Origin of the sequence: Streptomyces sp. NPDC101490, from assembly GCF_044767145.1 — a bacterium.
Lineage (GTDB): Bacteria > Actinomycetota > Actinomycetes > Streptomycetales > Streptomycetaceae > Streptomyces.
The window spans coordinates 56,806-79,418 of sequence record NZ_JBIWNI010000029.1 but is presented as its reverse complement, the minus strand read 5'-3'; the positions used below and the strand labels follow the sequence as shown (position 1 = coordinate 79,418).

Here is a 22,613-nt window from a genome sequence, read left to right as displayed (position 1 = left end):
AGCACGAACAGCACGCCCCACGCGCGCCCGCTCATGCGGTCCGTGCCGCTGCTCGAGGATTGCAGTGTGGACACAGAATTTCTCCTTGCACGCGAGGGAATAAAAGAGGGGAGGCCGGTCGCGTCGCTGTCGCCGCAGACACCGGGAGTTCCCCTGAGAACGGGTGAGAACCCGTCAGGGCGGTACGTGGAGAGAGCCTTTCGTGGTTCCCTCTTGTAACCACTCGAATCTTGCGGCAGGGTGGTGAGGCATGGAAGTAGGCACTTTGAAGTCACCGAGTCACTGCACGGGAACCGAGCAGAGCTACGACGTGCTCCAGTGGGACGTCCGTGAGGGGTGCGAGGTCCGGCAGATCCTCGACCGCGTCGCGGACAAGTGGTCACTGCTGGCCATCGCGCACCTGGAGCGCCAGACACTCCGCTTCTCCGAACTGCGCCGCCGCATCGACGGCGTCAGCCAGCGGATGCTGACCGTGACGCTGCGCCAGCTGGAACGGGACGGAATCGTCCGGCGCACGGTCCACCCGGTCGTCCCCCCACGTGTGGAATACGCGCTGACCCCGCTCGGCGCGACCCTCCACACCACGATCCGGGCCCTGGTGGACTGGACGGAGGACCACCAGGAGGAGATCGCCACGGCCCGCGCCGCGTACGACACACGACTGGCGTCCCAGGAGGCCGCCGACTGACCCCTACGGGCCAGGGGGTCAGGCGCCTGCCCGACCCCACGCCCGGACGAACCACCCCTTGGCGGCGGGGTCTTCGGGGCTTGCGACGCGCGCCCGAGCCGTCCGGTCGGGCGAGTGGCCGGGCATACGGCGCTGGGGAAGAAGTACGGAGTGGAGCACTCCGCTGTCCGCCCTTCCGCACCTCCTGGGGATACCGGGCTACCGGGCCGGCTCCGGCAGCCGGTGCGGGCGGTCGTGTCATCTCGGACCGTGCTGTCGGCGCAGCGCCTCGGCCAGGGCAAGGAAGACCCGCACATTCCATACGGGGTGCGAAGGGATGGACAACCAGGGTTTCCGGACGCCGACTTGACGGATGATCAGGAGTCCGTTCCTCGCCTCGACCCGTTCCACCCGCTGCCAGTCGAGGCGCAGGTCCAGGTGTCCGATCCCCGTGTGGTCGAGGTCGACGAGGAGGAAGCCGACCCGCTCGCCCGCGTCCAGACGGGCCGCGTCCTGGGGCAGCCGCACCCGGGTGAAAGCGGCGTCGACATCGTCGGCGAACCCGGCGAAGCCGTCGCACGAGTCGCTCACCACGATCGGCTCCGCCCCCGCCGGGAACACGGTGAGCGTCCGCTGCGCGGCGCTGGTGAGTCCGTTCGTCACGTGGGTCTCCGCGCGCGTGATGCCCGCGATCTCGTCCCACTCGTAGACCTCGGGCACCTTTCCGGTGACCCATCGCACGAGCCCGCGCTCGTAGTGGCCGACCCAGATCCGGGGCTGCGTCCAGGCCCGTACGACGAGCCATCCGGCCAGGGCCAGCGGCGCGATCCCCAGGACGAGGATCGGCAGCGAGAAGTACCAGGCGCCGCTGGTCCGCTGGTCCTCGACGGCGAACCGCACACCGAACCACAGGATGAGCAGCCCCACCACCAGCAGAGGCGTCAGAGCCGCCCAGACGAGGCGCCTCGGCTCGGTGTGCACGACCCCGCGCCGCCCGCCCAGTTCACAGTCCCGGGCGGCGTCCCGCATCGCGGGCGGTACGACGACGGTGCCCTGATCCGGCATGAATCCCCCCGAAGTTCTGCTGGACAGTCATTGTCGGGGGAGCTGCCGGTCCTGTGAAGAGCGGCTTCGGTGGGGGGAGTTGCCGGTCCCTCCGAGTTCCCCGAGCGGTCACGGCGGGTCACACGGGGGAGAACACCGACCGGCTTCGCGCGGGCCTGCGCGTGGTCCCGGCGGAGGTACCGTCCACGGACACGTCACCGAACACAGAAGGGGCCGGCCGGTGGAGGAACTGCGCATTCCCGAGATCTACTGGGACGACGAGAAGGCGGTGCGCCTGCTGGTCGAGTACTTCACCCGACGACGCATGAGCGGTGATCTGTTCTATTCCGGTGCGCACTTCGAGCGTCTGGGCGGAGGCGGGGACACCGAGCACGGCGCGAACCGCTTCGACAGCGCCGACCTGGTGGCCGTCACGATGCTCAGTGTGTCCGTCGCACCGCACGGGGCCATGACGTTGCTGACCGATCCCGAGGGGCACTGGTCGCGCCTGCTGTCGCGCATTCCCCGTGACGCGCGGCTGGAGGACCCCGGAAGCGACGCGCTCATGGAGAAGGGCGGCCCGGCCTGGGAGTTGTGGGAACGACTGGCCAGCGGTACGTATCCCGGCAAGCCGGACGGCAGCGGCCCGGTCGTCGCCGGAAAGCTGCTGGCGCGCAAACGTCCGCACCTCGTCCCGATCTACGACATCCGTGTCAAGCAGCTCTTCCGGCGGCCGAAGGTGGACCACTCCTTCTGGGCGGCTCTGGCCGCGGCGCTGCGCGCGGACGGCGGTGCTCTGCACGCTCGGCTGGTCCGCCTCCGGGACGAGGCGGGCATCGGGGAGGACATCGGCGTCCTGCGCGTGTTCGACGTCATCGCCTGGATGCACCAGGGACGCCAGCCATGACCCGGAGGGCCCGGGACAGCGTCATGACGCGACGCGAGAATCCCGGGCCGTCCGGTCCTCGGGTCGTCGGGTTCCGATCCGGGGCAGGCACGGGCGGCGCTACTTCACGGATCCCGCCATCACCCCCCGCACGAAGTGCTTCTGGAAGGCGAAGAACACCACGAGCGGCACGACGAGCGACAGGAAGGCGCCCGGCGCGAGGACGCCGATGTTGCTGCCGAACTGCCGCATCTGCGACTGGAGGGCCACCGTCAGCGGCTGCGAGGAGCTGTCGGCGAAGAGCAGGGCCACCAGCATGTCGTTCCACACCCAGAGGAACTGGAAGATCGCCAGACTGGCGAGGGCGGGTCGGCCCAGGGGCAGCACCAGCTGGAGGAAGATCCGCCACTCGCTGCCGCCGTCCAGACGCGCCGCCTCCAGCATCTCCTTCGGGATCTCCGCGAAGTAGTTTCGCAGCAGGAAGACGGCGAAGGGCAGCCCGTAGGCGACATGGAAGAGGATGACGCCCGCGACCGTCCCGAACAGGCCGACCGCGCCGAAGAGCCTGGCCACCGGAAGCAGGCCGATCTGCACCGGGACCACCAGGAGGCCGACCACCACGAGGAAGACCGTGTCACGGCCGGGGAAGCGCAGCCAGGCGAAGGCGTAACCCGCGAGGGCGGCGACGCCGACGACGAGGACGGTCGTGGGCACGGAGATGACGACGGTGTTCCAGAACGCCTGGACGATTCCCGAATCCTCGAACAGCGCACGGTAGTTGTCGATCGAGAGCCGGGCCGGGTCGGCCAGCGCGGTCCACCAGCCGTCGGAGGCGTTGTCCCGCTCCGAGCGCAGGGAGGAGAGGAAGAGCCCGGCGAGCGGAGTGATCCAGACGAGGGCGACGAGGACCAGGAGCAGCTGGACCAGTGAGCTGCCCAGCCAACGGGTCCGTCCGGTGTGGGTGCTCATGATCCGCCCTTCCGGAAGCGCCGGATGTTGAAGACCATCGCCGGTACGACGAGCAGGAGCAGCAGCACGGCGAGGGCGCTGCCGAGGCCCTGGTCGTTGCCGCCGCCGAAGGAGACCAGCCACATCCGGGTGGCGAGCACGTCGGCTTCCTCCTGAACGGGCCCGGGGGCGATGATGTAGACGAGGTCGAAGACCTTCATGACGTTGATGACCAGGGTCACGAAGACGACGGTCAGGACGGGCGCGAGCAGCGGAACGGTGATCCGGCGGAAGATCTGTCGCTCACTGGCGCCGTCCACACGGGCCGCCTCCAGGGTGTCGCGGGGGATCGCCGCGAGGCCCGCGCCGATCAGGACCATGGAGAAACCGGTCCACACCCACAGATAGGCCCCGATGATCGCGGGGGTGATGAGGGACGGGCCGAGCCAGTTCACGCCGTTGTAGGGGGCGGCGAAGTTGGCGGCGGGCAGCCGCAGCGCGTAGCCGTCACCGGAGCCGAGGCCGTCGAAGCGGAACGATCCGTCGTCGCCCGTGGTCGCGGTGCCGACGACCTCGCCGCCGCGCAGCGCCTCGACGGTCATGCCGGGCAGGCCCTTCTCCGCCGGGTCGATCACGCCCTGCCGGCCGCCCGATCCGGGAGTGAAGTCGAGGTAGACGGTGCCGGAGAGACCGTCGGGCTCCGGCGCGGGTGCGCGCGCGGTCAGCGCCGTCGCCGGTACGGCCCCGGGTGCGACGCCGACCACGGGCAGCAGGACGCCGGTGCCGGGCCGAACGGTCCCCGGTGCCGTGGTGTAGCCGTCGCCGGGGCTGCCGGTCAGGGCCTCGGACGGCCGGGCACGGGCGGTGGGGTAGGGCGCGGGCTCCTCGAAGGCGTCGTGGACGCCCACGACGACGGCGTTGATCACGCCCCGGTCCGGGTCCTGGTCGTAGGAGAGCCGGAAGATGATGCCCGCGGCCAGGAACGACACCGCCATGGGGAGGAAGAGGACCAGTTTGAACGCGGTCGCCCAGCGGACCCGTTCGGTCAGGACCGCGAGGACCAGGCCGACGCCGGTGAGCAGGGCCGGTGCGACGACGACCCAGACGGCGCTGTTCCGTACGGCCTTGAGCGTCGCCGGGTCCCGGAACATCTCCACGTAGTTGGCGGCGCCGACGAACCGGTCACCGCTCGCGTCGAAGAGGCTGCGACCCACCGAGAACAGGACGGGGTAGACGACCAGCGCTCCGAGGAGCAGCAGCGCGGGCAGCGCGAACAGCGCGCCCAGGAGACGTCTTCTGCGCAGGGCGAGGCGCCTCGGATCGGCCGAGGCGCGCGCCTTCGCAGGAGGGGGAGGGGCCATGACGGGGCGGCCTCAGTTCCCGTACGCCTTGGCCGCGGCGGCTTCCAGGGCCGCCGCGGTAGCCTTGGGGTTCGACGGGTCGCGCAGGAAGTCCTGGAGGAGCTTCCACTCGCCCGCGCCCTTGGTGCCGCCGAACGCGGCGGGCGCCTGGTCGGACATGTCGAAGCGCACCGAGTCGCCCGCGGAGACCAGCGAGGCGGCGGTGGCACGTGTGGTGTCGTCGCCGTACGCCTCGGGCTTGACGTTCTTGTTGGGGGAGAGGAAGCCGCCCGCCGCCGCCCACACCTCGGCCGCCTCGGGGGTGGCGAGGAATTCGACGAGCCTCATGGCGCCGTCGGCGTTCTCCGCGTCCTTGAGGACGACGGCCGCGTCGCCGCCGCTGACCACCGGGGCGGTGCCGGTCCCGACCGGGGGGAAGGGGAAGAACTTGGCGTCCTCGCCGGGCTTCTTGCCGAACTCGTCCTTGGCGACTCCGCCGACGAAGTCGCCCTCGTAGACCATGGCGGCCTTGGGCTCGGGGCCGAAGACCTGCTCGACGGAACCGGGGAAGTCGGTCCGCAGGGCGAGCTGGGCGCCACCGGCGACGAGCTGCTTGTCCTTGAAGACCTCGGCGAGGGTGGTGAGGGCGGTGACGACGCTCTCGTCGGTCCACTTGAGCTTGTGCTGGGCGAGCCGGTCGTACTTCTCCGGCCCGGCCTGGGACAGATAGACGTTCTCGAACCAGTCCGTGAGGGTCCAGCCGTCCTCACCGGCTATCGCGAAGGCGGGACGGCCGGAGTCGGCGAGCGTCCGGCCCGCCTTGAGGAGTTCGTCCCAGCTCTTCGGCTCGCTCACGCCCGCCTGGGCGACGGCCTCGGGGGCGTACCAGATCGTCGACTTGTGGGCGGCCTTGAAGTAGAGCCCGTAGTAGGCGCCGTCGACCGTCCCGTAGTTCTTCCAGACGGGCGCGAGGCCCGCGGTGGCGGTGGTGGTGGTCTTCTCGGAGAGCGGGGTGAGCCAGCCCGCCTTGGCGAACTGCTGGAGCACGCCGACCTGGGGAACGAGGACGACGTCGGGCGCGTTGCCGCCCTCGATCTTGCTGCCGACGAAGGTGGAGACGTTGTCGCCGGACGGGACGAAGACGGTCTTGGCGCCGGTCTTCGCGCTGAACGCGTCGAGGACCTTCTTGAAGTTCTTCTGCTCGCTGCCGGTCCAGACACCGGCCACGGTGACGGTCTGGCCCTTCAGGGAGCCTCCGCCTCCCGGGGCGGGTCCGTCGCCGCCTCCGCAGGCGGTGACGGCGAGGGCGAGGGCGAAGACGGCGGAGACGGTACCGGCGGTACGGAGGGTCAGGGCGGCGGGTCGTCGCATGGCGGTGCTTCCTTCCTGCGGTGGGGCTCGCTGGAACTGAGGGGTCAGCGGCGGGGCGAAGGTGGGGAGAGCGTCCGGAACGGGCTTCGGGAGTACGGGGCGGCTCGCGTCGGCCTGCCCTGGGATGACGGCGGGAGCACCTCATCGGCAGCCTCGGGCATACATGCATGTTAAGTAGCAGTGACGTGATCGTGTCAATGAGAATGCGCAACAGATCTTCCCTGATGGTGATTTGAGCGTGCTGGGCAGACAACGAAGAACCCTCTTACCTAACATGTAGGTAAGAGGGATGGGTGGTGAGCCTGGTGGGGGAGCTGCGGGGGAGGCCCCGGGGACCCGCGCGTCAGCCCCCGCCGGAGATGTCGCCCAGCTCCCGCGTCAGCCGGCGTACGGCCTCCTCCGGGCTGTCCCGCAACGCCAGCAGGTCCTGCCCCACGGCCTGCACCGCCAGACTCACCTGCCCGTACCGGGGGCTCTTGGGCCGGGGCACCGCGCCGAGCACGCTCTCCCGGAGGATGGGGAGGTACGGATGGGAGGCGACGAGCCCCGGATCGTCGTAGAGGGACGCCAGGACCGGCGGCAGCGCACCCTCCGTCAGCACCTGCCGTTGCACCCGCTCGCTCGTCAGATAGGAGAGGAAGTCCGCGGCCGTCGCGGGATGCCGGGAGCGGGCGGACACGGCGAGGTTCGACCCCCCGAGCACGCTCGTACCGGGCCCGTGCGCACCCGGAAGCGGAACGGCCCCGAAACGCCCCGCGACCTTCGACCCCGGACCGTTGGCGTCGGTGTACACGTACGGCCAGTTCCGCAGGAACAGCAGCCTGCCCTCCACGAACGCCGCCCGCGACTCCTCCTCCTTGTATCGCAGGGCCTCCCGGGGGATCCAGCCCTCCCGCAGCCCGTCCGCCAGGAACGCGAACCCGGCGCGCGCCGCGTCGGAGTCCACCGCGATCCGCGTCCCCTCGTCGCGCAGGACCGTGCCGCCCGCCGACTGGACCGCCTCCGTGAGGTTCACGGTCAGACCCTCGTACGGCAGGAACTGTCCCGCGTACCCGTCGAGACCGTTCCGGGGCGCGAGCGTCCGGGCCTGGCGGGCCAGCTCGGACCAGGTCCGGGGCGGCTTCTCGCCCGCCGCCCGCAGGACGTCCGCGCGGTAGTAGAGGAGCCCCGCGTTCGTCACGTAGGGCACGGCGTACAGACGTCCCTCGAAGGTGGCCGTGTCGACGACCGGCGGCAGGAAGGCGTCCAGGGCGAACCGGTCACGGGCCAGCGGGGTGATCAGACCGGCGGCGGCGAACTCCGAGGTCCAGGCGACGTCGATGTTGAGGACGTCGAACCGGCCGCTTCCCGACCGCAGTTCGCTGAGCATCTGGGCCCGCGTCTCGTCCGCCGAGTCGGGCAGCTCCACGAGGGTGACCGGCTCGGCCGGGCGCTCCCGGTTCCAGCCGTCGAGCAACGGCCGCAGATAGTGGGTGAGGTCCCCGGCCGTGACGAACGTCAGCGGCCCCCGCCCACCGGCCGGTATCCCCCCGGGCGGCCGGGCCGTCCCCGCGTGCCCGGCCAGCACGACCGCCGCGACGAGGACGCCCCTCCCCACGGCCCGTATCCACCGCACAGGTTCCTCCCGGACATGGTCCCGGACGTGACGCCGACCATCGTGGCATAGGTCGCGCGCGGGGAATCGGCGATACTGACGGCGCAGGTGACCCGGCCGTCACCTGGTCCACCGGGCCCCAGGTCCGGCATCGGGACTTCCGGAACGACACAGAAGGGGGAGCGCGTGCGGCAGCAGCTGCTGGCACTCCTCACCCGTGGGCCCGCCCACGGATACGAGCTCAAGCAGGGCCTTGAACAACTGCTGGGCTCCGCATACCCTCAGCCGAACATCGGCCAGGTCTACGTGACGCTCGGGCGGCTGGAGAAGAGCGGCCTGATCGAGGGCGAGGACGTCGAACAGACGGGACGGCCCAACAAACGGACGTACCGACTGACCGACGCCGGGCGGGAAGCCGTCTCCGCGTGGTTCGACGAGACCACGGAGGAGCCGCGCGTGCGCGACGAGTTCTTCATGAAACTCGCCCTCGCGCCCCTGTCGGGAATGGCCGACCCGATCGTGCTCATCAACCGACAGCGGCGACAGCACCTGAACACCATGCGTGGCCTCTCCAGGCTCGCCGCCACCGAGGACCGGGAGAACAAGGTCGCTCACCTCCTGATCGAGGGCGCCATGCTGCACCTGCAGGCCGACCTCGACTGGCTGGAGCGCTGTCAGGAGGAGCTGGAATGACCACAGGTCCCGTCCCGCCGTCCGCCCGGGAGGCCATCGTCCACGCCGAGGGCCTGACCAAGACCCATCGCGGCGACAGCACCCCCGTCCACGCGGTCCGGGGGGTGGACCTGACCGTCATGCCCGGCGAGTTCGTCGCCGTCACCGGCCCCTCGGGAGCGGGCAAGTCGACCCTGCTGCATCTCGTCGGCGGACTCGAACGGCCCGACAGCGGACGCCTCTGGCTCGGCGGGGAGCGGGTCGACGGCTACACCGAGGCCCGCTGGGCGGTGCTGCGCCGCCGCCGGATCGGCGTCGTCTTCCAGTTCTTCAACCTGGTCTCCAACCTCACCGTCGCCGACAACATCGAACTCCCCGCCCTGCTGGCCGGAGCCCCGGCCGCGTCCGCCCGGCAGAGCCGCCGGGAACTCCTCGCCGAACTCGGCCTCGAAGGCCGGGAACGGGCCATGCCCGGCGAACTCTCCGGCGGCGAACAGCAACGCGTCGCCCTGGCCAGGGCCCTCGTCAACCACCCCGCGCTGCTCCTCGCCGACGAACCCGCCGGAAGCCTCGACAGCAAGGGCACCCGCGACGTGCTCCGGCTCCTCTCCCGCTGCCACGCACGCGGCCAGAGCATCCTCATGGTCACCCACGACGCCCGGATGGCCAGCGCCGCCGACCGGGTCATCAGCTTCTTCGACGGACGGATCGCCGACGACGCGAGCCTGGACGACGCGGGCGCGCCCAGGACGGGCGTGTCCGGCGTGCTCGAACTCCGAGACTGAGGGGAGGCGGGAGGCGTGCGGCGGACGGCCGGGTGACGCACCGGCCGCGCCCCGGATCCACCGGGCGAGGACCGGCCCGAGCCGAGTAGGACGAACGGCGGACCCGTCGGCCGACAGAGCGGACAGGCCGACGGGCCGGAGGAACGACAGGACCGGCGCCCGGGTGTTCCCAACGCTGGTACATCCGAAGACAGAGACGCCCGAAGACCGGACGATCGGGCCACCGAAGGGAGCAGGGAGTGCGTGCCACACTGCGATGGGCCCGCTCCGACCTTCGCGCCCACCGCGTGGAAGCACTCTTCGCGGTGCTCGCCAGCGCCGGAGTGATCGCCTCCCTGCTGCTCTCCGGGGCGCTCCTCAGCTACGCCGTCAACCCCTGGCAGCGCGTCTTCAACCAGTCCCAGGGCGCCCACATCTGGCTCCACGCGCGCGGTGACGTCGACCCCGCCGCCTTCGCCTCGCTCGCCTCCCTCGACGAGGTCGCCGCGATCTCCGGACCCTTCCGCACCACCGACGCCACCCTGGTGACACCCGGAGCACGCGCCCGCGTCGTCCTGCGCGCCGCCGGGGCGCAACCGCCGCGCGTCGCCCGCCCCCTGATCACGTCGGGCCGCTGGCTCGCCGCCGGGACCTCCGACGAGATCGTCCTGGAGAGCACGCTGGCCCGCGCCCTGTGGGCCGAGCCCGGCGAGACGATCGCCCTCCCGGGACCCGGCGGCGCGACCCGTACCCTCCGGATCGTCGGCGTCGCGGACAGCGCCGAGCCCCGCTACCGGCCCGACCAGGACCCCGGCGCCGCCTGGGTCCTCCCCGCCACCCTGGAAGGCGCGGCGACCGCCCCCGCCGGACAGCGGATCGGACTGCGCCTGAAGGACCCGGACGACACCGACTACCTCGTCCAGCGCTCGGTCACCCTCCTCGGCGCCGACCGGGTCGACCAGGTGACCAAATGGCAGCAGGCCAAGGCCGACACGGGCGGCGACGACCGGCTCCTCGGCCAGATGTTCGCCGCCTTCGGCGTGGCCGCCCTGTTCGCCGCCGCCGTCGCCGCGTCCGGAGCGGTCCGGTCCCGGGTGCGCGGCCAACTCCGCGACATCGCCGTACTGAAGGCCGTCGGCTTCACCCCCGGCCAGGTCATCCGGGGCTTCCTCGTCCAGCACCTGGGATTCGCGGTCCTCGGCGCCGCGCTCGCCACCGCCGCCACCGTCACTCTGGGACGCCGGATACCCGGCAGGATCGGCGAAGCCGTACGCCTGTGGCCCGAGATGCCCGGACACCGCACGATCCTCGTCGGACTGCCCGCCGCCGCCGTCCTCCTCATTGCCGCCGCCACCGGACTCGCCGCCTGGCGGGCCGGGCGCGTACCGCCCGTCCCCGTGGCCAGAGCCGCGCTCCCCACCGCCGCGCCCCTCACCGCGTTCGGCCGCCGGGCCCTCGGCCTCCACGTCTCCCCGGCCCTCGTCCTCGGCTGGCGCTCCGCCTTCTCCGGCCGCCGCCAGGCCCTCGTGTCCGTCACCCGGCTGGGCCTTCCCGTGGCCCTGATGACGGTCGCCCTCGTCGGCTGGTCGACCCTGGACCAGTTCCGCGACGACCCCGCGCGGATGGGCCGCGCCGCCGCCCTGACCGTACGGGCCGAGCCGTCCGCTCCCGGTGACGGCGCGGACCGCGGACACGTGCTCGCGCGCGTCCCCGGGGTCCAGGACGCCTTTCCCGGCGTCGAGTCCGCCGCCCTCGTCCCCGGCCAGACCGGCACCATCACCCTGCGGGGCCTCGGCACCCGGGAACACCCCTACCCGCACACCCTCGCCGAGGGGCGCGCCCCGGCCGGACCCGACGAGGCCGTCGCCGGACAGGGACTCCTCGACCTGCTCGGCGTACCCGTGGGGGAATGGGTCCGCATGACCTTCGAAGGGCGCCCGCAGATCCTGCACATCGTCGGCCGCAGCATCGAACCCGACGACGGCGGCCGGATCGTCTCCACCTCCCTCGACACCCTCAAGGACAGCGCGCCCGCTCTCCGCCCCGCCTTCCACGCCCTCGTCCTGAAGCCCGGCGCCGACCCGGGAAAGGTGGCCGCCGCCGTCTCCGCGGCCACCGGAGACGCGACGGAGGTCCGCCGGACCCCCACCCCGGCGGACCGGCTCGACACCCCGCGCGGCATCATCGCGGCCCTCATCGCCGTCCTGGCCCTCATCGCGCTCGTCGAACTGTTCACTCTGATCAGCGCGGGAGTACGGGACCGGGTCCGGGACCTCCTCGCGCTGCGGGCCATCGGCCTCACCCCCCGGCAGATCGGCGGGGTCGTCGTGACGGCGGCGGTGCTCACCTCACTCGCCTCCGCGCTCCTGGGCACGGCCGTCGGCGCCGTCGTCGGCCGGTGGCTCGTGGACATGGAGGCCCGCGCCGACGGCATCGGCGCGGGCATCGCCCATCAGCCGTCCCCGCTCCTCCTGACGGCACTGATCGCCACGGCGGCCGTGACCGGAGCGGTGGCCGCCCTGCCCCCGGCGGTGAGGACCGCGCGCCGCAGGCTCGTCGACTCGGCGGGCGAGACGTTCTAGTGATCTGAGTCGGAGATTCGTCGTTGGTGGGCATGAGTCGTCCTGGTCCGAGGATTCCGCTGTTGTCGGTCACTGATGCCCAGCGGGCGGTGCTGGAGGGCTGGTTGCGTCGGCGTTCGACAGCTCAGGCTCCGGCCCGGCGGTCGCGGATCGTGCTGGAGTGCGCGGAGGGGCACTCGATCATGGAGGTGTCCTGTCGACTGCGGATCGCTCCGGACACGGTCCGCACCTGGCCGCGTCGCTTCATCGAGCACGGTCTGGACGGGCTGGGCGACGAGCCGCGGCCGGGAGCACCGCGAATACCCGGCCCCCAACGGACTCATCGCCCTCACCTGCAACGAAATACAGCGACTATTCGCCCTGCCCTCCGCATCCCTGAACGGCCAACGTGACCATCGCCTGGGCTGGTCCCTATGGCGTCGCCGACACCAGGCACGCGCCCGCGAGTGCCACTACCGCCGACGCGCGGCCACAACATGAAGATCCACAATTGCGGATGGAGTATCAAGTGACCGACCTCAGAAGCAACCGACCGAAGCCAGCGTTGCCCGAGGGCCCCTCAGCCCGCCGTTAGCGCTGCCAGGGCTCGGTCCATCGCGGCGTTGAACTCTTCCGGCGTCAGCGGCAGCCGGGACTTGACGTCCCGACTCCACTGGTCGGCGAGGACCTCGGCGGAGCCCGCCTCGACACCGTCGAGCGCCGCGTCGGCCAGGTCCGACGGCGCGATCTTGGCCACGGGCCAGCCCGCGGCCATGTCGGTGTCGGCCAGCCCGAGGTGCACCGCAGTCACGAGCGTGCCCTGCTCGGCGAGCTCCAGGCGGACACCGTTGGTCATGGCCCAGGCGGCGGCCTTGGTCAGGTGGTAGGCATTGGCGCCCTTGCCCCCGAACCACGACATGGCGGAGAGGACGTTGACGATCGCGCCCCCGCCGTTCCTGGCGAGCGCTGGCGCGAACTCCCGGATCATGCCCAGGTGGCCGAACACGTTGGTCTCCAGCTCGTGCCGCACCGCGTCCAGCGAACCGGTCACCAGGTCGGTCCCCGTCTGGATCCCCGCATTGTTGACGAGCAGCGAGACGTCTGGGGCGGCCTCGGCGGCGGCCCTCACGGATGCGGGATCGGCGATGTCGAGGGGCAGCACCTCGACCCCGGGCAGGTCCACGGTCTCCGGCCGGCGGGCCGTCGCGTAGACCTTGCGTGCGCCCCGTTCGAGTAGGCCCTGGGCGAAGGCGCGGCCCAGGCCACGGTTGGCTCCGGTGACAAGGGCAACTGAGTTGTTGATATCCATGTCCGGTACGCTAAAACCTGACGTTGACGTCAGAGGCAAGTGCTGGTCGTCAGGACCAGGGTGAAAGGAATCACCATGACCGTCACGGAGCCCGCGGCTGAGCGGCTGGTCCGCATCGGCGAGGTGGCGCGGGGCGCCGGCGTCTCGGTACGCGCCGTGCGCTACTACGAGCAGCAGGGACTGCTCATGGCGGAGCGCAGCCCATCCGGCCAGCGCCTCTACCGGCAGGACGCCGTCACCCTGGTGCGCTTCTTCCAGCAGATGTTCGCCGCCGGCCTGACCAGCCGAAGGATCACTGAACTCCTTCCATGCTTGGACTCCGGGCACACCGACGCCGAGCAACGAGCCATGCTGCGCGCCGAGCGCGACCGCATCCAGGCCAAGGTCGACGACCTACAGGCCGCCTTGGACCGCCTCGACGAGGTCATCGCGATCACGGAAACGCACCCGTAGGAGCGGTCGGTTCGGACGGCACACCAGCGATCTACGGCTGGAGTACTAGCCAGTACGCGGATGCGGGCGCGTATCGGCGGCGGGCCGCTCCACCCGCGTACGGTCCGAACTCCGCCTCGGCGCGGGCATGTCGGCCCGGTGGACGTCCGGTCGGGAGGTCGGCGCCCGGTCGCCGGGACCGACACCGCTCCTCGCGAGGAGTGCGTACGGGCAGCGCACCGAGTGGTGAGGCATCCGCACCCCCGGACGGCCGGGTGGAGGTCCGGATCAGCAGCCCGGACCCGGTTCCGGCGAGGACGTCGCCGAGCCCGGACCCGCTTCCGGCGAGGGCCTCGCCCAGCGCGACGACATGACCTCCGGGGGGAGTGTCCGGCCCGGACGGTCCGCCGCCCGAGGCTCCGGGGGTGCTCCGCCGCCCGTCCGGTGGGCGGGTATCGTCGCCGGGCATGGAGCTGCGTACCCTGCGGTACTTCGTGGCCGTGGCCGAGGAACTGCACTTCGGGCGAGCCGCCGTCCGGCTGCACATGAGCCAGCCTCCCCTCAGCCGGGCGATCCGACAGCTGGAGTCCGATCTCGGCGCCGCCCTGTTCCACCGCTCCGCCGCCGGGGTCTCGCTCACCTCCGCCGGAGAGACGCTGCTGGACGAGGCCCGCGCGCTGCTCGACCACGCCGAGCGGATACGGGTACGGGTGGCCGTCGCCGCAGGCGCCGCGGTCCTCACCGTCGGGATCCTGGGCGACGGCACCGACCGGGGCGCCCAACGGCTGGCCGTCGCGTACGGGCTGCGGCACCCGGACGTCGAGGTCCGGGTCCGTGAGACCGACCTCACCGACCCGACCTGCGGGCTGCGCGCCGGACTCGTGGACGTCGCCCTGACCCGCGCGCCCTTCGACGAGACCGGTCTGACGGTCCACCGGCTGCGCGCCGACCCGGTGGGCGCTGTGCTGCGCGCCGACGACCCGCTGGCCCGCCGCGACCGGCTGGAACTGGCCGACCTGGCGTCCCGGCGCTGGTTCCGGTTCCCGGACGGCACCGACCCGCTCTGGCGCGCGTACTGGAACGGCGGCGAGACCCGTGAGGGTCCGGTGGTGCGCGGCGTGCAGGAGTGCGTACAGGCCGTGCTGTGGAACGGCACGGTCGGCATGGCTCCGCTCGGGCACGACCTGTCAGGGGAACTGACCGTGGTCCCCCTGACCGACATGGCGCCGAGCCCGGTCGTAGCCGCGTGGAAGGAGGACGACACGAACCCGTTGGTCCGGTCGTTCGTCCGGATCGCGACGGCCGCCTACCGGGACTGAGCCCACCGGCGTGGCTGGAGCGTCCGGGGCTGTCCCCACGAGCCCTGTGCGGCTGCCGGAACCCGGGGACGTGGACGGCGGCTGACGGGCCCCGGCCAGCGGTCATACCCGTCCGGTATCGGACCTCCGGAACGGGTCTTGGACGTCGTACCGGGGCGGCCCGCACATTCGGGTCATGTCTCTCTCACGACGAAGCGCCCTGGGCGCACTGGCGGGGCTCTCGATCACCGCTGTCGGTCTGACCGCGCCCCGCGACAGCGCGAGCGCCATGGAGCCCGCCGTCCACGGCCGGGGCGGGTGGCGGGCCGGGACACCGATGCCGCAGGCCCGCGCCGAAGTCGGCGCCGCGACGCTCGACGGACGACTGTACGTCGTCGGCGGCACCCTCCAGCCCGACGGCGGGGCACCGGTATGGGCGTCCGACGCGGTGACCAGCTACGATCCGCGCGCCGACCGGTGGTCCTCGCACGCGCCGCTGCCACGCCCGCTCACCCATGTCGGGGTCGCCGCGCTCGACGGAAGGCTGTACGCCTTCGGCGGGTTCACCGACATCGTGCACATGGACCCGCAGGCGGTGGCCTACGTCTACCACCCGGCCCGGGACCGGTGGAGCCGACTGCCCGACATGCCGGCGAGACTCGGATCGGTCGCCGTGTCGGCCGTGGCAGGAAAGCTCCATCTGCTCGGCGGCCGCGCGTCCACGACGGTCGTCACGATCCCGGAACCCCCGGTCTCGCTGGGATTCGGCACGGTGAACAGCCACCTCGTGTACGACCCGGAGGTGTGTCGATGGTCCACCGCGCGGCCGCTGCCCGGTGAGCCCCGCGACCACGCGGGCATCGCGGTCCTGGGCCGCGACCTGCATGTGTTCGGCGGCAGGGTGGCCGACGTGACCGACAACCTGGCCCGCCACGACGTCTACCACACCGGCACGGGCCGCTGGAGCACGGCGGCACCGCTTCCGGCCCCCCGGTCGGCCGGGGCCGCGGTCGTCCTCGGCGGCCGGATCGTCTACGCCGGGGGCGAGTGCGGCTCCGACGGAGGCACCTTCGGCGAGGTGACCGTCTACGACCCGGGGACGGACACGTGGTCCGCAGGACGCCCCCTGCCGCAGAGCAGGCACGGCTTCGGCGCGGGAACGGTACACGGCCGCGCCTACTTCGCCGGAGGCGCCCCCACCTGCGGCGGAGGCGCCTCGAAGGATCTGCTGGAGCTGCGCCCGGGGTAGGTCCACGATGTGCCGGACGGTCGTCATCGGTGGACGGCCGTACGGCAGGTCAGAGGGTGACCTCCGTGGAGCACATCCAGGAGGGGAGCGGGGGAACCGGCCGACCGTACCGCCCGCGCAGACAGGGAAGCTTGCCACGAGCCCGTGGCTGCTGGTGGCCGCCTGCCCTCGCCAGGTGGGCAGTTCCGATGTCCGGCCGAAGTCGTCGGTGAGTGTCCCCCCGGGGGGCCCGGAGCCAAGAGGCACTCCCATGCCCACCGGTCACGCGGCGGATCCGGGGCCCCTCGGCCGTGCCGCCGGGGACTCAGCCGTCCCGTGGCAAGGTGCGCAGCGGACGGGAGGCGGCCTGCGGTGCGGGGCGGGTGAGGTGCAGCGTCGCGTGGAAGTGGCCGTCGGACTCCTTGCCCCGGGGGTCGTCGCCGAGCGCGGACACCGAGGTGATGGCGTCACGCTGCTCGTCGGCGTCGGTGAAGCGCCGCTGCGGATAGGTGCGGGACGTGTCCTTCTCCGTGGTCATGCCCAGCAGGGCGAGGCCGTCGGCGATGTGCCGGTAGGACACGGTACGCAGCACGAAGACGGCCACCCACGGTTGCTCCCGCCGGTTCTCCAACAGTGGCCGGAAGGTGTCGGCGGAGAGGAAGCTCGCTCCGCCGGTCACGGTGATCAGCCGGGTGCCCCGGGTGGCCCGGTACAGGTCGGGGCTGGGCGGGGCGAGCTCCAGGTTCTCGGCGAAGCCGTCGTCGAGCAGGCCCACCGCGCGGCCGTAGGCGATGGCCGGGGCGGAGATGTCGAGGCCGATGACGGGTACGGCGTCCGGGCGACGCCGCGCCGCGAAGTACGCGCGGTCCCACGCGATCAGTTCGGCGGCCGTCATTGCGGCCGCCTCCGGTGAGGTGTAGCGGTCCCGTAACTCCTCCAGTGACACATGGTGGTTGAGCAGGGCCGCGTTGATGCCGTACGAGCAGCAGATGTCCAGGACCGATGCCGGCGGCCCGCCGTCCGGGTCGTCGGACCGTCGTGCGGAGGCCTCGGGAAGGCCGACGAGGGGCAGGAGGCCACGGAAGACGCTCTGGGCGTGATGGGGAGTCTGATATCCCAGCGGTCCCAAGGCGCTGAAGTACGACCGGGGGTCGGGCCGATCGTAGATGTCGTCGAAGCGGGTCATCGGCATGGGCGGGTCCGATGCGTGCTGTTCCGAGCGGTCATCCGTGTCCTCCAGAGTCCGATGGGCCAGGCATAGCGCATGGCGCCGTCGGCTGGGAAGGCCGCCCGGCGGCGTCCCTACGGCCTTCGGCCACGTATCGGCACCGCCCACTGCCATCCGGCCGCCCTGCTCCAAGGCCCGGGGACGTCACCGCACGGCCGGTGAGAGCCCGGCGCGCCGGTCCGAGCTGACCGGCGGGTCGTCGAGTGCCGCCGCCTGCGGGCCCCGTACGGGTGAGATGGCGTCGGATCGCCACCTTCGGGCGGCCCGGCGGGGAAGGCTGGGCGGGTCAGCAGGCCGAACAATGAAGGACCGTCATGGCGGAAGAGCTGTACGCGACACTGAAGACGAACCAGGGGGACATCGTGATCCGGCTGCTGCCGAACCACGCCCCCAAGACCGTCAAGAACTTCGTCGAACTCTCCACGGGCGAACGCCAGTGGATCGACCCGAACACCGGTCAGCCGAGCAACGAACCGCTGTACGACGGGACGGTCTTCCACCGGGTCATCGAAGGGTTCATGCTCCAGGGCGGCGACCCCCTGGGCAACGGCAGCGGCGGACCCGGGTACAAGTTCGCGGACGAGTTCCACCCCGACCTGGCGTTCACCAAGCCCTACCTGTTGGCCATGGCCAACGCGGGACCGGGCACCAACGGGTCCCAGTTCTTCATCACCGTCGGACCGACCACCTGGCTCACCGGCAAGCACACCATCTTCGGCGAGGTCGCCGACGAGGCGAGCCAGAAGGTCGTCGACGCCATCGCGACGACCCGGACCAACCCCCGCAACGACCGCCCGGTCAAGGACGTGGTCATCGAGAAGGTCCTCATCGAGACCCGCTGACCCGGGCCCGCAGCCACTCCGCCCGGCAGGCGCGCCTCCGGGCGGAGAGGCCTCCCGTACCGAGGAGGTCCGCGACGCCGCCCGTACGGGAGACCCCTGCCGGGGACGCTCTCCCGACGGGAACCAGGTCCTGATCCGTGACTCCACCGCGCGCGGCCGTGCTCCGACGGGAGGGGCCACGGCCCGTTCGGCCGGACACCTGTGAGGGAGCCCGTCCCGGTGCGGAACGCCGGGACCGGCCCTGCTGCCGGTGGCCGCATCGCCCGGCTCTACGGTGATCCGGGCGGCGGTCCGTCGAAGGCCGGAGGATCGGGATCAGGGACGGGCCGGCCGATCTGTGACGGCCAGTCGGGGCGGAAGCGCCTCACGAAGTCCGCGAAGCCGTGCCCGAGGTAGCGCGGATCGGACGGCTTGAGCCGGATCTGCTGACGGCCGTCGGCCCACCAGATCTCGAAGTCCGTGATCGTGCCCTCCGTCGGCCAGTCGCCCTCCTCGTGCGGAAGGATCAGGGCGTCGACGAAGCCTCCTACGGGGAGGCCGATGTCCACGAAGATCCCGATGTTGCCGGGCCGGGGAACCAGCACGACCGTGCCCTCGTACACCTGGCCGAAACGCAGTCCTCTCCGTGTCTCGGCCCACTCGGCATCTGTCACCACCGGCGCATCTTCGCACGCTCGTCCGAGTCATGGGTGGCCGTACGTGACTGACGGCCCGGCAGCGGGCGGACCTCAGCCCGCACGGACCCGGTCCAGTACCGCCGCACCCAGTTCCAGCATCTGCTCCGGCTCACTCACGCACTGCTGGAGATCGATGAGACACCCGTCGGCACCCGACTCCCGCACACCGGTCAGCACCGCCGCGATGTCCTCGGCCGACGCCCCCGGCGAGGGGTTGTGGCGGATCTCGCGCCGCAGCGCGTCTGGATCACGGCCCACCTCCTCCGCGGCGCGACGAGCCACGTCCCACAGGCCCGCGAGCGCCGCGGGCGGCATGGCGACCCCGACCCATCCGTCCGCGCGGCGGCCTATCCGGCTCATCGCGGCGGGGGACAGGCCGCCCAAGTAGACCGGCGGGCCCGGCTTCTGGGCCGGTCGGAGGCCGACATGGGAACGGGGAATGGTCCAGTGCGCCCCCTCATGGCCGAAGACCTCCTCGGCCCACATGGCGCCCAGGATGTCGAGGATCTCCTCCAGTCGCGCCCCGCGCCGGGAGAACTCGACGTTCAGGGCGGAGTATTCGTCCCGCATCCACCCGATGCCGAGCCCGACGTCCAGGCGGCCCTCGCTGAGGAGATCGAGCGAAGTGAGCGAGCGCCCCAGCAACAGGGGCGGATACCAAGGGGCGTTGAGGGTGCTGGTGCCGAGCCGCACCCGTGTGGTGACCGACGCCGCGACCGTCAGCACCAGCAGGGGATCGAGGAAGGTCCTGAACCCCGGAGGATACGGATTCTCCGCCGTGTACCCCGGATAGACCTCGCTCGGCGCGACCGGCGTCAGGGCGCGGTCCCCGACCCAGAGCGAGTCGAAGCCCATGGCCTCGGCATCCCTGGCGAACCCGGCTGTCGCGACGGCCCGGGCATGGCTTCCGTATTGTGGCAACGCGATTCCCATAAGCATGCGTTCATCCTGCACGCGCTTCGCGCAGAGGGTCCCCCTCATCGGCGGAATGAGAGGCGGGTAATAGCTGGCGAATGTCCCGGGCGAGGCGGGGACATGGCGCCGCGCACGTCACCGTCCGTTCGCGCCGAACCGGGCGATGGCCTCCAGGGCCGCGTCCCGCATCGCGGGACTGCCCGTGTGTCCGGAGTCGTCGATCACGCGCAGATCCGCGTCCGGCCATGCTGCGGCCAGCTCCCACGCGGTCTTCAACGGAGTGCCCAGATCGAGGCGGCCGTGGATCAACACGGCCGGAATCCCGGCCAGCCGGTGCGCGTGGCGCAGCAGTTGTCCGTCATCGAGCCAGGCGTCGTTCGTGAAGTAGTGCGCGCAGAGGCGCACGAACGCCACCAGGGCGTCGTCGGGCCTGTCGCTGTAGGTCCCCGGGTGCCCGAGTGCCTCATGGGCGATGACGGCGTCCTCCCAAGCGCACCAGGCCCGCACCGCCTTGACCCGCACGGACTCGTCGGGGCTGTTCATCAGCCGGTCGTAGGCGGCCACGAGATCACCTCCCCGGTCCGGCTCCGGAAGCGAGTCGCGGAAGGTCTCCCAGGGACCCGGCAGGAGGCGCCCGACGCCGCGGTAGAGCCAGTCGGTCTCCTCCGGACGGGTCGTGGTGACACCGACGAGGACGACCTCCGAGACACGCTCGGGATGACGCTCGGCGTAGGCGAGGATCAGCGTCGAGCCCCAGGAGCCGCCGTACAGGAGCCAGCGTTCGACCCCCAGGTGCTCGCGCAGGCGCTCCATGTCGGCGATCAGATGGTCCGTGGTGTTGTGTTCGAGGCCGACGGACGGATCGGAGGCGTGCGGCAGGCTTTCACCACAGCCACGCTGATCGAACAGGATGATCCGGAAGACTTCGGGATCGAACATGGCGCGGCTGCCGCGACGCCCTCCGCTGCCGGGGCCGCCGTGCACGCACAGAGCGGCCTTCCCCTCGGGGTCGCCGCTGGTCTCCCAGTAGATCCGGTTTCCGTCGCCGACATCGAGCAGGCCGTGCGCGTACGGTTCGACGGACGGGAACGGCTGGGCCACGGGGTCTCCTTCAGCGGGTGCGAAGAACAACCTCACGAGGCTAGTGGACACCCGGGGACGAGACCATCCGCTTTCGTCCCCGTACACGTGGGCCCGACGGTGACGCCCGCCGGGACGCCGGGCGTCGACGCTGTCAGCGCAGAGCGCGGATCGCCGGGCTCGTGGCGACCAGGCAGGCGCAGGCCAGGACCGCGCCGCCGCACAGCAGGAACAGCGTCGTCGTACCGTACGGGAGCAGGAATCCGGCGAGCACGTAGGAGAACGGGTCGAACGCCACCGTCGCGAGCACGACGAGACTGAGCACACGGCCCAGCAGCTCCTCGGGTACGCGCTCCTGCAAGGTGGCCACGACGACCACCCCGAGGAACGCGGATCCGACACCGATGAGCGAGACGACCGCCGTCGCGGCCACGACATGGGTGACGGCCGCGAGCCCGGCCATGCCCGCGCCGATCGCCGCGACCCCGCCGATCACCGCCCAGCCGCGCCGGGCGGGCGGTCGCCACCCGGCCACGAGCGAGCCGGCCAGTGAGCCCAGGCCGAAACCGGAGAGCACGACCCCCAGGGATCCCGCGCCGCCGAGCCGTTGATCGGCGAGCACCGCGCCCCCCACGAGCACGGGACCCACGACCGCGATGTTGATCAGGGCGATGGCCGCCAGCATCCCCCGCACCAGCGGGTCCCGCCAGGCGTACTTCAGGCCCGCGCCCAGGGCACGCGCGCTGCTGAGCCGCTCACCGTCCCCGGCGTCCGCACCGGAGCCCGCGCCGCGCCGTGCCACACGCAGGAGGGTGCTGAGGGCGACGGCGGCCAGCGCGGCCATCGCCACGATCCCGCCGAGCGTCGCCGCGAAACCGACCGCGGCGACGCACCCGGCCGCCAACGCCGGACCGACCAGATCACCGCCCGACTCCGCGCCCTGCACCAAGCCGTTCACCCGGGCGAGCTTCTCGTCCGGCACGACGGCGGGCAGCAGCGCCAGGGCCGCCGGGAAGTACGCGGCGTCCGCGACGCCGAGCAGCCCGCCGAGCAGCGCGACCGTCGCCAGCGACGGCGAGGTGAAGACGACCAGGGCGCCGAGACCGAGCAGCACGGCGACCCGGAGCCACGCGGAGACGACCATGACGGGGGCGGGCCCGAGGCGGTCGACCAGCACTCCCGCGGGAAGCAGCAGAAGCGCTCTCGGCAGCGCCACGGCCACGAGGACCAGCCCGGTGCCCACCCCCGGTGCCGACAGTTCCAGCACGAAGAGCGTGAGCCACACGAGGAACAGCGCGTCGACCACGGCCGCCAGCCCCTGGCCCACGATCAGGCGCCGCACATGAGCATGGCCCTCCGACGCGCGGGGGACGGAACGGGCGGTCGGTTCCGTGGTCATCGCTGCCTCCCCTGAACGCCGAGCGGGCCGGTCCCGCGCGCCGGGTTCGTCCGAGTGGCCCGCACGGCCGGATGCCCCGCGCGCCGTCCGAGGGCGGACCGGTCGGGCCCGCCCGAACGCCGTACCGCGAGCCCGGCACCCGTGTCGTCGGTGCCGCCCCGGTCGGGCCCGCCGACGCCGGGCCGGGCCCGGCCGTCCCGCTCACTCATCGTCAACATGACCACATCCGCTCGCCGATTTCGGTGGGACGCGCTGCTCGGGCCGGGGAAGACCCCGGTACAGGAGTCTTCCCCACCGGTCCTCGGGCCGGGTGAAGCCGGGGCGTGGCACGGACCGTCACCAGCGCCCGCCCGCCCAT

The 22,613-nt window shown here is 71.9% G+C and carries 21 protein-coding genes; 10 read left to right on the top strand and 11 right to left on the bottom strand.

What is annotated here, in order from left to right; genetic code table 11:
* Positions 1-250: 250 nt before the first annotated feature.
* Positions 251-688 (top strand): winged helix-turn-helix transcriptional regulator, encoded by a 438-nt coding sequence (locus ACIRQY_RS32350; RefSeq protein ID WP_403931584.1) that lies wholly within the window; start codon positions 251-253, stop codon positions 686-688.
* Between the two features lie 237 nt (positions 689-925).
* Here ACIRQY_RS32350 and ACIRQY_RS32345 read toward each other — a convergent pair whose 3' ends face one another.
* Entirely contained in the window at positions 926-1,732 is an 807-nt protein-coding gene (locus ACIRQY_RS32345) for a DUF6585 family protein (protein WP_403931581.1), read from the bottom strand.
* 220 nt (positions 1,733-1,952) lie between these two features.
* Between ACIRQY_RS32345 and ACIRQY_RS32340 the strand changes: the two genes are divergently transcribed.
* Positions 1,953-2,618: a DUF6308 family protein gene (locus ACIRQY_RS32340; RefSeq protein WP_403931578.1), complete on the top strand. Its 666-nt coding sequence runs from the start codon at positions 1,953-1,955 to the stop codon at positions 2,616-2,618.
* Between the two features lie 99 nt (positions 2,619-2,717).
* On the opposite strand, the gene ACIRQY_RS32335 is transcribed toward ACIRQY_RS32340, so the two are convergent.
* The 4 genes from ACIRQY_RS32335 to ACIRQY_RS32320 form a co-directional block, all read right to left on the bottom strand.
* Positions 2,718-3,566, bottom strand: coding sequence for a carbohydrate ABC transporter permease (locus tag ACIRQY_RS32335; RefSeq protein WP_403931575.1), 849 nt, complete (start codon positions 3,564-3,566; stop codon positions 2,718-2,720).
* Positions 3,563-4,906, bottom strand: a complete 1,344-nt coding sequence (locus tag ACIRQY_RS32330) for an ABC transporter permease subunit (protein WP_403931572.1) — start codon at positions 4,904-4,906, stop codon at positions 3,563-3,565. Before ACIRQY_RS32330 ends, ACIRQY_RS32335 begins: the two co-directional genes overlap by 4 nt.
* A 12-nt stretch (positions 4,907-4,918) precedes the next feature.
* Positions 4,919-6,256 (bottom strand): ABC transporter substrate-binding protein, encoded by a 1,338-nt coding sequence (locus ACIRQY_RS32325; RefSeq protein ID WP_403931569.1) that lies wholly within the window; start codon positions 6,254-6,256, stop codon positions 4,919-4,921.
* 343 nt (positions 6,257-6,599) lie between these two features.
* Complete coding sequence (locus ACIRQY_RS32320) at positions 6,600-7,871, bottom strand: ABC transporter substrate-binding protein (RefSeq protein ID WP_403931566.1); 1,272 nt, start codon at positions 7,869-7,871, stop codon at positions 6,600-6,602.
* A gap of 165 nt (positions 7,872-8,036) precedes the next feature.
* Here ACIRQY_RS32320 and ACIRQY_RS32315 point away from each other — a divergent pair, with 165 nt between their 5' ends.
* From ACIRQY_RS32315 to ACIRQY_RS32300, 4 genes are all read left to right on the top strand, one after another.
* Positions 8,037-8,543, top strand: coding sequence for a PadR family transcriptional regulator (locus ACIRQY_RS32315; RefSeq protein WP_351793848.1), 507 nt, complete (start codon positions 8,037-8,039; stop codon positions 8,541-8,543).
* Complete coding sequence (locus tag ACIRQY_RS32310) at positions 8,540-9,307, top strand: ABC transporter ATP-binding protein (RefSeq protein ID WP_403931562.1); 768 nt, start codon at positions 8,540-8,542, stop codon at positions 9,305-9,307. Before ACIRQY_RS32315 ends, ACIRQY_RS32310 begins: the two co-directional genes overlap by 4 nt.
* Before the next feature lie 239 nt (positions 9,308-9,546).
* Complete coding sequence (locus ACIRQY_RS32305) at positions 9,547-11,868, top strand: FtsX-like permease family protein (protein ID WP_403931560.1); 2,322 nt, start codon at positions 9,547-9,549, stop codon at positions 11,866-11,868.
* A gap of 182 nt (positions 11,869-12,050) precedes the next feature.
* On the top strand, positions 12,051-12,260 hold the full coding sequence (locus ACIRQY_RS32300; protein ID WP_403931590.1) for a helix-turn-helix domain-containing protein: 210 nt from the start codon (positions 12,051-12,053) through the stop codon (positions 12,258-12,260).
* Positions 12,261-12,427: 167 nt separating this feature from the next.
* Here the strand turns inward: ACIRQY_RS32300 and ACIRQY_RS32295 are convergent, their stop codons facing one another.
* On the bottom strand, positions 12,428-13,156 hold the full coding sequence (locus ACIRQY_RS32295; RefSeq protein ID WP_403931557.1) for an SDR family oxidoreductase: 729 nt from the start codon (positions 13,154-13,156) through the stop codon (positions 12,428-12,430).
* A gap of 75 nt (positions 13,157-13,231) precedes the next feature.
* On the opposite strand from ACIRQY_RS32295, the gene ACIRQY_RS32290 reads away from it, so the two are divergent.
* The 3 genes from ACIRQY_RS32290 to ACIRQY_RS32280 all read left to right on the top strand — a co-directional run bounded on the left by ACIRQY_RS32290 (position 13,232) and on the right by ACIRQY_RS32280 (position 16,135).
* Complete coding sequence (locus ACIRQY_RS32290; RefSeq protein ID WP_403931554.1) at positions 13,232-13,609, top strand: MerR family transcriptional regulator; 378 nt, start codon at positions 13,232-13,234, stop codon at positions 13,607-13,609.
* A 446-nt stretch (positions 13,610-14,055) separates the two neighbouring features.
* Positions 14,056-14,907 (top strand): LysR family transcriptional regulator, encoded by an 852-nt coding sequence (locus ACIRQY_RS32285; RefSeq protein WP_403931551.1) that lies wholly within the window; start codon positions 14,056-14,058, stop codon positions 14,905-14,907.
* Positions 14,908-15,082: 175 nt separating this feature from the next.
* Positions 15,083-16,135 carry a hypothetical protein gene (locus ACIRQY_RS32280; RefSeq protein ID WP_403931548.1) on the top strand — a complete coding sequence of 351 codons (1,053 nt, stop codon included), beginning with the start codon at positions 15,083-15,085 and terminating at the stop codon, positions 16,133-16,135.
* A gap of 304 nt (positions 16,136-16,439) precedes the next feature.
* On the opposite strand, the gene ACIRQY_RS32275 is transcribed toward ACIRQY_RS32280, so the two are convergent.
* A complete protein-coding gene (locus tag ACIRQY_RS32275) occupies positions 16,440-17,306 on the bottom strand; it encodes a hypothetical protein (protein ID WP_403931545.1) in 867 nt (288 codons plus the stop codon).
* A 350-nt stretch (positions 17,307-17,656) separates the two neighbouring features.
* Here ACIRQY_RS32275 and ACIRQY_RS32270 point away from each other — a divergent pair, with 350 nt between their 5' ends.
* Entirely contained in the window at positions 17,657-18,184 is a 528-nt protein-coding gene (locus tag ACIRQY_RS32270; RefSeq protein WP_403931542.1) for a peptidylprolyl isomerase, read from the top strand.
* Positions 18,185-18,453: 269 nt separating this feature from the next.
* Here the strand turns inward: ACIRQY_RS32270 and ACIRQY_RS32265 are convergent, their stop codons facing one another.
* From ACIRQY_RS32265 to ACIRQY_RS32250, 4 genes are all read right to left on the bottom strand, one after another.
* Positions 18,454-18,840, bottom strand: coding sequence for a hypothetical protein (locus ACIRQY_RS32265; protein WP_403931539.1), 387 nt, complete (start codon positions 18,838-18,840; stop codon positions 18,454-18,456).
* Between the two features lie 72 nt (positions 18,841-18,912).
* Positions 18,913-19,800 (bottom strand): TIGR03619 family F420-dependent LLM class oxidoreductase, encoded by an 888-nt coding sequence (locus ACIRQY_RS32260; RefSeq protein ID WP_403931536.1) that lies wholly within the window; start codon positions 19,798-19,800, stop codon positions 18,913-18,915.
* Positions 19,801-19,911: 111 nt separating this feature from the next.
* Positions 19,912-20,877 carry a prolyl aminopeptidase gene (gene pip, locus ACIRQY_RS32255; protein ID WP_403931533.1) on the bottom strand — a complete coding sequence of 322 codons (966 nt, stop codon included), beginning with the start codon at positions 20,875-20,877 and terminating at the stop codon, positions 19,912-19,914.
* Positions 20,878-21,010: 133 nt separating this feature from the next.
* Positions 21,011-22,255: an MFS transporter gene (locus ACIRQY_RS32250; protein WP_403931530.1), complete on the bottom strand. Its 1,245-nt coding sequence runs from the start codon at positions 22,253-22,255 to the stop codon at positions 21,011-21,013.
* Between the last annotated feature and the right edge of the window lie 358 nt (positions 22,256-22,613).

Coding starts and splice junctions, on each gene's coding strand:
- ACIRQY_RS32285 (WP_403931551.1), top strand. CDS start 14,056: ATGGAGCTGCGTACCCTGCGGTACTTCGTGGCCGTGGCCGAGGAACTG.
- ACIRQY_RS32325 (WP_403931569.1), bottom strand. CDS start 6,256: ATGCGACGACCCGCCGCCCTGACCCTCCGTACCGCCGGTACCGTCTCC.
- ACIRQY_RS32300 (WP_403931590.1), top strand. CDS start 12,051: ATGGAGGTGTCCTGTCGACTGCGGATCGCTCCGGACACGGTCCGCACC.
- ACIRQY_RS32260 (WP_403931536.1), bottom strand. CDS start 19,800: ATGCTTATGGGAATCGCGTTGCCACAATACGGAAGCCATGCCCGGGCC.
- ACIRQY_RS32310 (WP_403931562.1), top strand. CDS start 8,540: ATGACCACAGGTCCCGTCCCGCCGTCCGCCCGGGAGGCCATCGTCCAC.
- ACIRQY_RS32350 (WP_403931584.1), top strand. CDS start 251: ATGGAAGTAGGCACTTTGAAGTCACCGAGTCACTGCACGGGAACCGAG.
- ACIRQY_RS32270 (WP_403931542.1), top strand. CDS start 17,657: ATGGCGGAAGAGCTGTACGCGACACTGAAGACGAACCAGGGGGACATC.
- ACIRQY_RS32330 (WP_403931572.1), bottom strand. CDS start 4,906: ATGGCCCCTCCCCCTCCTGCGAAGGCGCGCGCCTCGGCCGATCCGAGG.
- ACIRQY_RS32275 (WP_403931545.1), bottom strand. CDS start 17,306: ATGCCGATGACCCGCTTCGACGACATCTACGATCGGCCCGACCCCCGG.
- ACIRQY_RS32280 (WP_403931548.1), top strand. CDS start 15,083: ATGTCTCTCTCACGACGAAGCGCCCTGGGCGCACTGGCGGGGCTCTCG.
- ACIRQY_RS32295 (WP_403931557.1), bottom strand. CDS start 13,156: ATGGATATCAACAACTCAGTTGCCCTTGTCACCGGAGCCAACCGTGGC.
- ACIRQY_RS32290 (WP_403931554.1), top strand. CDS start 13,232: ATGACCGTCACGGAGCCCGCGGCTGAGCGGCTGGTCCGCATCGGCGAG.
- ACIRQY_RS32345 (WP_403931581.1), bottom strand. CDS start 1,732: ATGCCGGATCAGGGCACCGTCGTCGTACCGCCCGCGATGCGGGACGCC.
- ACIRQY_RS32250 (WP_403931530.1), bottom strand. CDS start 22,255: ATGACCACGGAACCGACCGCCCGTTCCGTCCCCCGCGCGTCGGAGGGC.
- ACIRQY_RS32335 (WP_403931575.1), bottom strand. CDS start 3,566: ATGAGCACCCACACCGGACGGACCCGTTGGCTGGGCAGCTCACTGGTC.